7 protein-coding genes and 1 pseudogene are annotated in these 7,928 nt (G+C 70.8%); 7 read left to right on the top strand and 1 reads right to left on the bottom strand.

The window, feature by feature from the left end; all coding sequences use genetic code 11:
• The 4 genes from MXD58_RS14775 to MXD58_RS14760 all read left to right on the top strand — a co-directional run.
• Nucleotides 1-915 (top strand): alpha/beta fold hydrolase (locus tag MXD58_RS14775; RefSeq protein WP_250609417.1); only part of this gene is annotated, 915 nt, incomplete at its 5' end.
• Nucleotides 916-1,250: 335 nt separating this feature from the next.
• Nucleotides 1,251-2,027: an SDR family NAD(P)-dependent oxidoreductase gene (locus MXD58_RS14770; protein ID WP_248840500.1), complete on the top strand. Its 777-nt coding sequence runs from the start codon at nucleotides 1,251-1,253 to the stop codon at nucleotides 2,025-2,027.
• A 60-nt stretch (nucleotides 2,028-2,087) separates the two neighbouring features.
• Nucleotides 2,088-2,567, top strand: coding sequence for an ester cyclase (locus MXD58_RS14765; RefSeq protein WP_248840499.1), 480 nt, complete (start codon nucleotides 2,088-2,090; stop codon nucleotides 2,565-2,567).
• Between the two features lie 28 nt (nucleotides 2,568-2,595).
• Nucleotides 2,596-3,063, top strand: coding sequence for a nuclear transport factor 2 family protein (locus MXD58_RS14760; protein ID WP_248840498.1), 468 nt, complete (start codon nucleotides 2,596-2,598; stop codon nucleotides 3,061-3,063).
• Here the strand turns inward: MXD58_RS14760 and MXD58_RS14755 are convergent.
• Nucleotides 3,060-3,794, bottom strand: coding sequence for a TetR/AcrR family transcriptional regulator (locus MXD58_RS14755; protein WP_250609416.1), 735 nt, complete (start codon nucleotides 3,792-3,794; stop codon nucleotides 3,060-3,062). The genes MXD58_RS14760 and MXD58_RS14755 overlap by 4 nt on opposite strands.
• A gap of 176 nt (nucleotides 3,795-3,970) precedes the next feature.
• On the opposite strand from MXD58_RS14755, the gene MXD58_RS14750 reads away from it, so the two are divergent.
• From MXD58_RS14750 to MXD58_RS14745, 3 genes and pseudogenes are all read left to right on the top strand, one after another.
• Nucleotides 3,971-5,452 carry an MFS transporter gene (locus tag MXD58_RS14750; RefSeq protein WP_248840496.1) on the top strand — a complete coding sequence of 494 codons (1,482 nt, stop codon included), beginning with the start codon at nucleotides 3,971-3,973 and terminating at the stop codon, nucleotides 5,450-5,452.
• A 357-nt stretch (nucleotides 5,453-5,809) separates the two neighbouring features.
• The gene (locus tag MXD58_RS31130) at nucleotides 5,810-5,962 is read left to right on the top strand and encodes a putative leader peptide (protein ID WP_368861242.1); all 153 of its coding nucleotides are present in this window, start codon (nucleotides 5,810-5,812) and stop codon (nucleotides 5,960-5,962) included.
• 337 nt (nucleotides 5,963-6,299) lie between these two features.
• Nucleotides 6,300-7,658 (top strand): annotated as a pseudogene (locus MXD58_RS14745) (ABC transporter substrate-binding protein); the annotation flags it as partial.
• Nucleotides 7,659-7,928: the final 270 nt, after the last annotated feature.

Genomic DNA, 7,928 nt, shown 5'->3' with positions numbered 1-7,928 from the left:
TGCCGCGGTGTCTCCGTGATGATCAGTTCGTCGGCGGCGCCGGCGCGGGTCCGCGCGGTCGGACCGCAGGAGGGCCCGCTGGCCGAGCTGTACCTGGCGCTGTGCGCCGCGGACCAGTTCGGCGCGGCGGCGCAGCTGCTGGTCGTCGCCTCATACCTGCGGCCCAGGTTCGACACCTCGACGGCGGACCAGCACGCGGTGCCGACCTTGCGGCTCGCCGAGGGGCCGGCGCGGCACCGGCTGATCTGCTTCCCGGCGATGAGCGCGGTCTCGGGGCCGCACGAGTACGCCCGGCTGGGCACGCTGCTGCGCGGCGAACGCGACGTGTTCGTGCTGCCGTCCCCCGGCTACGCCGAGGACGACCATCTCCCCGTGGACGAGCGCACCTACATCGAGTCGCACGTGCGCGAGGTGACCCGCATCGTGGGCGATGATCCGTTCGTCCTCGTCGGCCGGTCGATGGGCGGCGTCGTCGCCCACGCGGTGGCCGCGGAGCTGGAGGACGCCGGCGTCGCGCCGTCCGGTCTGATCCTGATCGACAGCTACCCGCCGGAGAGCGCGGTCCGGGAGGGAATGGCGGACTGGTGGCTCACCGCCATGATCAGCGGAATGCTGGATCGGGTCGAGCGGTACCAGATGGTCTGGAGCGACGCCAGCCTCACGACCATGGGCGCCTATGTGAAGATCTTCGACGGCTGGCAGGCGAAACCGGTCCAGACGCCGACGCTGCTGGTGCGGGCGGCGCAGCCGCTACGGCGCACGACGATCGATCCGGCCAATCCGACGGGCTGGCAGGCGTACTGGTCGACCCCGCACGAAGCGGTGGACGTCCCCGGCGAGCACTTCTCGATCCTGGAGGAACACTCACCGACGACGGTGGCCGCTATCCGGGAGTTCATCGAGTCCCTGACCTGACAGGCCCGCCGGCCGGTGATCCGCCGAAGAATTCCGGTCCGCGCGTTTCCGGGCGGACTACGTAGTTCTACGTAGTCCGAACCCACACCATTCCATGTTGTTCTGCTGTCGCCGTTCACCGGATCTGTCCGGGTTCAGCCGGTCGTTGTTGTCTGGTTTCGGATCAAAGGCACATGAAAGCGGCTGCCCGTCGTTTACATTCCTTGTAGGTTGAGGAAACTCGGCCAACCCACCCATCGGTGGGCCCACCAGCGGGAATGGGTGTCTCAGCCGCGGCCACCACCCCGTGAATTATTGCCCGAACACGACTCGAACGTTACGGAAGGAGGTGGGACATGCCCAACGCAGCAGTCGTCGTCACCGGCGCCGCGGCCGGGATAGGCCAGGCGAGCGTCGAGCTGTTCGCCGAGCGCGGGTTCGGCGTGGTCGCCGTCGACGTGTCCAAGGAAGGGCTGGACGCGTTCGCCGGACGCGAGGACATCGTCACCTTGGCCGGCGACGTGGCCGACCCGGGGACCAATGACGCCGCGGTCGCGCTGGCGATCGAGCACTTCGGCCGGCTCGACGCGGCCGTGCTCAACGCCGGCATCGGCGGCGCCCCGCCGCTCGAGGCACCCGGGGCCATCGAGAGCCTCGACCAGATCTACGCGGTGAACGTGCGCGGCGTGGTGCTGGGCATTCGCTCGGCCGCCCCGGCGCTGCGGGCGGCGGGCGGCGGATCGATCGTCGTCACCTCCTCCGGGGCGGGGCTACGCGGCGACCCGTACACCTGGGCCTACAACACGACCAAGGCCGCCGCGATCAACCTCGTGCGCGCCGCCGCGCTGGACTACGCCTGCGAGAACATCCGGATCAACGCGATCGCGCCCGGCCTGACCGCGACGCCCCGCACCGCCGGCCAGCGGGCCAACCCCGATCTGAACGCGACGCTGACCCGCCGCGTTCCGCTGGGGCGCTGGTCGCAGGCCCGGGAGCAGGCGGAGGTCATCTGGTTCCTCGCCTCGCCGGCCGCGTCCTACATCACCGGCACCGTCATCCCCGTCGACGGTGGGGTCCTCGCCTCCACCGGCATCCTGCTGGCGCCCACCTACCGCGGTGAACCGCCGCAGTAGGGCGTGCCGCGCACCCGCCGTACCGACCTGACCATCACTGACCGCACGAGGGAGTGCCACGTGAGCATCGAGACCGACGTCGAGGACCACATCGACCTTGAGGCCAACGACCTTGAGGCCAACGACCTCGAGGCCAACAAGGAGACGGCCCGCCGGCTGTACGAGGAGGTCGTCAACCACGGTCGGGTGGAGCTGCTGGAGACGTTCATCGCCGACGACGGGGACGACGGCAGCCGCGCCCGCCACGGCTGGTCCAGCGGTCGGGACGGCTTCCGCCAGCACGTCGACTGGCTGCGCGCCTCGGTCCCGGACGTGCGGACCACGGTCACCGATCTGGTCGCCGAGGGCAATCGGGTGGTGGTGTTCTGGCGGATCCAGGGCACCCAGCACGGCGAGCTGTTCGGCGTCGCGCCGACCGGGCGCAGCATCGACGCGAACAGCATCAGCTTGGTCACCTTCCGCGACGGTCAGGTCGTCAACTACGCGGTGCTGCCCGACCGGCTCACGATCCTGCACCAGCTCGGCGCCGTCGAGGCCTGAGCGCCGGCCGACCGAAGGAGGAAGCGCGGTGACCACGAAGCTGTCCGCCGCCGACATCGCCGAGATCGGGCAGACCCTCGCCCTGTTCTCGCACGTCTGCGACAACCGCCAGGACGACGCCCTCGGGCTGGTGTTCACCGAGGACGTCGCGTTCGAGTTCGCCCGCAGCGGACGGACGCTGCACGGGCTCGGCGAGGTGCGGGAGTTCCTGCGCGCGGTGCCACCCGATGCCCCCAACCACCAGACGCAGGACACCGCCGTCCTGGTGGGCGAGGACGGGACGGTGCGCGCGCTCAGCCGCTACCTCGCCATCCTCGTCGACGGCTCGGTCACCAACGGCGACTACGAGGACGTGCTGGTCCGGCTCGACGAGGGCTGGCGGATCCGGTCACGGCGCAGCGTCCACCGCTATCCGCGGGAGGCCGGGGAGCAGGCCTCACCGCGGGGCGAGGCCTGGCTGCCCTCGCTCGAGCGGCTGCCGAGCCTGCTGGCCTAACCGGCGCCGGCGAGCAGCGCGCACAGGTCGTGCAGCTCGTCGCGGTAGAGCCGGGCCGGGTCGTTGACCTGCGGGCGCAGGTGGCCGTAGACCTCCAGGGCGACCAGCCCGTGCAGTCGGCCCCAGAGCCGCAGCGACAGCGCGCCGGCGTCGGCCGGCAGGTCGGGGAACGACTCGCGGGCCATCGCCGCGAAATCGGGCCGGAAGTCCGACCAGGCGTATGACCGGGGGCCCGGCCCGGTCTCGCCGGGTGCCGGCCGGGTGCTCGCCGGCCGGGCGGCGGCGAGCTGGGGCCAGGCCGCGGCGACGATCCTGATCAGCACTCCGCAGGCCCGGTGCTCCGCGGCGAGCTCGGCCCCGTCCTCGGGCACCTGGTAGCCCGGGATGGGATCGCCGTAGACGAGCTGGAACTCGGGGGGATTCGCGACCGCCCACTCCCGGTAGGTCACGCCGACGGCGACGAGCTGGCCGACCGGGTCGTCGGGGTGTGTGCGGCGCGCGGCCTCCAGGGAACGGGCGAGGTTCTCGTACACGTCGACGATCAGCGCGGTGATCAGGTCATCGCGGGTGTCGTAGTAGCTGTACAGCGCGCCGGCCGTCATCCCCATCTCGCGGGCGATGGCGCGCAGCGACAGCGCGGCCGCTCCGCCCGCGGCCATGTGCCGCAGGGCGATCTCCTTGATGTCCCGCACGGTCTGCGCCCGCAGGCGCTCCCGCCGGCTCAGCTGCACCCCGTCCACCCGGCCGACTCTACATCGACCACTTACTACACACCGTTCAAATATCAATCGGCAGACAGTAAAGCGAACAGTGTGTAGCATCACGCGATGTCCGGATCGGCTGGCCTGCTCGGCCGCGATCACCCTCCCGGTGCAGGACCGCGCCCTCGACGGAAGGAGCCGCTGCCATGGCTGCTTCAGCTTCAGCCCCCCGACCAAGACCAGGACTCGGGCTGACGCTCGCGCTCCTGGCGTTCGCCGAGTTCATGATCGCCATTGACTACAACATCGTGTACGTCGCGCTTCCCGACATCGGCAAGGAGCTCGACTTCAGCTCCCAGTCGCTGCAGTGGGTGGTCAGCGCCTACGCCGTGACCTTCGGTGGTCTGCTCCTGCTCGGCGGCCGGGCGGCCGACCGGCTCGGCGCACGGCCGGTGTTCATCACCGCCGTCGCGATCTACGGCCTGTCATCCCTGGTCGGCGGCCTCGCCGACGCGCCCTGGCTGCTCATCACGGCCCGCGCGGTGCAGGGCGTGGGCGGCGCGTTGCTGTTCCCGACGATCCTCACCGTGATCAACACCGCCTTCCCCGCCGGCGCCGAGCGCGCCAAGGCCCTGGCCGCGTGGGGCGCGGCCGGCGGCGGAGGGCTGGCCGCGGGCGCGCTCGCGGGCGGCCTGCTGACCAACTACCTGGGCTGGGAGTGGGTGTTCTTCGTCAACGTCCCCGTCGCGGCGATCATCGCGGCCCTCGCTCCCCGGCTGCTGCCGGCGGACGCGCCCCGGACCGACCGGTACGCCGGCTTCGACGTCGGCGGCGGCCTGCTGGCCACCGCAGGCGTCGCCCTCGTCGTGTTCGGCCTGGTCAGCGGCCCGGATGCCGGCTGGCTGTCGGTGCGCGCGACCGGCACGATCATCGTGGGCGCGGTGCTCCTCGCCGCGTTCGCCGCGCTGGAACTGCGGCTGCGCACTCCCCTGCTGCCGCCGCGGCTGCTGCGCTACCGGAGCCTGACCACGGCGGTGCTGGCCGTGTTCGTCTTCTCGGGCACGCTGTCCGGCGAGTACTACCTGTTCACCACCTACCTGCAGGGCATTCTCGGGTTCAGCCCGCTGAAGGCCGGCCTGTCGTTCCTGCCGCTGACGGTGATCTCGATGGCGGGCGCCGGGCCGATCGCCACCGCCGCCGCGCGCCGACTCGGCTACGGCGCGACGCTCGCACTCTCGCTGCTGCTGTGCGGGATCGGCATCGCGCTGCTCGTCCCGGCCATGTCGACGGACGGTTCGTACCTGGCGCTGCTGCCCGGGATCGCCGTGTGGGGCGTCGGCGGCGGCATCGCCTTCACCGTGTGCTTCGCCGCCGCCGGACTCGGCGTGGCCGTCGAGGAGCAGGGGGTGGCGAACGCGGTCGCCTCCACCTCGCAGCAGGTCGGCTCCGCGGTGGGCCTGGCCGTGATCGTCGCCGTGGCGAACTCCGGCCTCGGCGCCGCGTCCCGGCCCGACGACGTGGTCCATGGCCTGCGGGTCGGCGGCGTCGTCGCCGCCATCACCGCGGCCGTGGTCAGTGTCCTCGTCGGTCTGCTGCTGCGGGACCGCCCGACGGCGGCCGCACCGGTGCCCAGCCAGCCGGCGGGCTCCGAACGTCACGAGGACGTGCCGGCGTCCTTTTCCGGCTGACGCGGACGGGCGGCCCGCTCCGACTTCACCGGAAAGGTATCCGGTGGGTAGCCGGCGGTCGCGGCAATAAAGAGTCGTCCGTCTTCAGAGCATCCAGTCTCCGGTTATTCCGAGAAGTAGGGGCGCGCTGCCAGGCATGATCCTTCGCGGTCGCGCCTTTCGCTGGTGACACATCTCGGGAGCGCGCCTCGGCACGGGTAAGTGGAAGGCGAACGGGGCGCAGGTCGATCGACGCGGAACAGCAGAGAGTGTTCGCGGGGATGCGCCCGTCCGCAATTCGACACCCCCCGTCCGATACATGTGACGCACATCACATTTGATAGCCCTAATGTGTTTAATGGCCCTAGAATTAATGCCATGGACATCCAGCAGCGATCGCCAGCACCCGGGGCGCGCGGCCGGATATCGACCCGGCCGGCCGTAACCGCCGGGCAGCTTTCAGTACACACATTCCTTACGGCGCGACGGCATATCGATCTTCTTCGAGTGACCAGCGCCTCCTGTAGCTGAGGTCGCGGCGCCAAAAAAGCCGCCGCGACCCGGATTTCACCAGCAGGCCGCGCCGTGCCCGCGCGGTCCACGCCCGCGTCGTCAGCAGTGGCGCCGCGACACCGGCTGCGACGGTTGACACCGCGCCGCGCGTCCCGGCCTCCCCCGCCGCCGGCGATTGCGGGCGCCAACAATCCGCGCCCGCAATCGCCGCTCGGACCCTGACGCGCGGCCACTGCGGCGTGCCCGGCCGGCGGGGAATGCGCGATCCCGCCGGCCGGAAACAGCTCTGCCCGTCTCCTGCCCACCTGCCCACCTGCCCACCGTCTGGTCACAGAACTACTCCCGGAGCCCATCCATGCGTCACTCCAGACCCGTTCGCCTCGCCCTGGTCGCCGGGGCGGCAGCGGCGACCCTCGCTCTCACCGCCTGCGGCTCCGACTCAGGCTCCGGCGGCAGCGCCACTGCCGGCACCCCGAAGGCCGGTGGGACGCTGACCTACGCTCTCGACGTCGAGCCCACCTGCTTCGACCTGCAGGTCAACCCGCAGGGAATCACCGGGGACATCGAGCGCGGCGTGGTCGACTCGCTGGTCACCATCGACGCCAAGGGCTCCTTCCACCCGTGGCTGGCCACCTCCTGGCAGGTCGCGCCGGACCTGAAGAGCTACACCTTCAAGCTGCGCGAGGGCGTGACGTTCACCGACGGCACCCCGTTCGACGCCTCGGCGGTCAAGGTCAACTTCGACCGCGTCGCCGACCCGAAGACGAAGTCCCAGTACGCCGCAACGCTGCTCGGGCCGTACAGCGGCACCGAGATCATCGACCCGCACACGGTGAAGGTGTCGTTCAGCAAGCCGTTCTCGCCGTTCCTCCAGGGCGCGAGCACCCCGAACCTGGGCTTCTACTCACCGAAGTCGCTCACCAAGGGTCCGGACGCGCTGTGCGCGGGCGGCAGCGCCATCGTCGGCACCGGACCGTTCGTGTTCAGCGGCTACACCAAGGGTCAGAGCGTCACCCTGACGAAGAACGCGGCCTACAACTGGGCGCCGCAGCAGGCCCCGCACACCGGTGCGGCCTACCTGGACAAGGTCGTCTTCCGGTTCCTCACCGAGGACCCGGTGCGCAGCGGCGCCATCACCAGCCGCCAGGTCGACGTCGCCACCAGCATCTCGCCGTCGGACGCGAAGACGGTCGAGGCCGACAACGGCCTGAAGATCCAGAAGGTGGAGGACGCCGGCGGCAGCTACGCCATCTACCTCAACACCGCGCGCGGGGCGTTGACCGACGTTCGGGTGCGCAAGGCGATCCAGCTCGGCACCGACATCGACCAGATCGTCAAGACGGTCTACTTCGGCCAGTACCAGCGTTCGTGGAGCCCGCTGACCCCGGGCACCCCGTCCTACGACTCCTCCCTCGACGGCGCCCTGAAGTTCGACCCGACCGCCGCCGGCAAGCTGCTCGACGAGGCCGGCTGGACCGGACGCGACGCCCAGGGCTACCGGACGAAGGACGGCAAGCGCCTCACCGTCGACTGGCCGTGGAACCCGCCGCACACCCGTGAGCAGCGGGCCGTCGTCGCCCAGGCGATCCAGGCCGACCTGAAGAAGATCGGCGTGGAGGTCAGCCACCCGGCGCTGGACATCGGCGCCTTCGTGGCGCTCGCCGGGTCCGGCCAGTACGACCTGTACGACTTCTCCTGGACCCGGTTCGACCCGGACATCCTGCGCGGCTTCTTCAACTCGGCGAGCACCCCGGCCACCGGCGGGCAGAACGCGGCGAACCTGAAGGACCCGAAGGTCGACGAGTGGACCGACGCCGGCGCGGCCACCCTGGACAAGGCCAAGCGGGACGAGCTCTACGCGAAGGTGCAACAGCAGGTCGTCCGCACCGACGCGGCCAGGCCGAACTGGGGACCATGCGCCACAGCAGGGTGTCGAACACGTCGAGAGTCAGGGCCTGTGCCCCGCCCGACTCCAGATGCGACC

The organism is Frankia sp. AgKG'84/4, assembly GCF_023242965.2.
In the GTDB taxonomy this organism is placed as follows: domain Bacteria; phylum Actinomycetota; class Actinomycetes; order Frankiales; family Frankiaceae; genus Frankia.
This window is presented reverse-complemented; position numbering and strand designations above follow the sequence as displayed.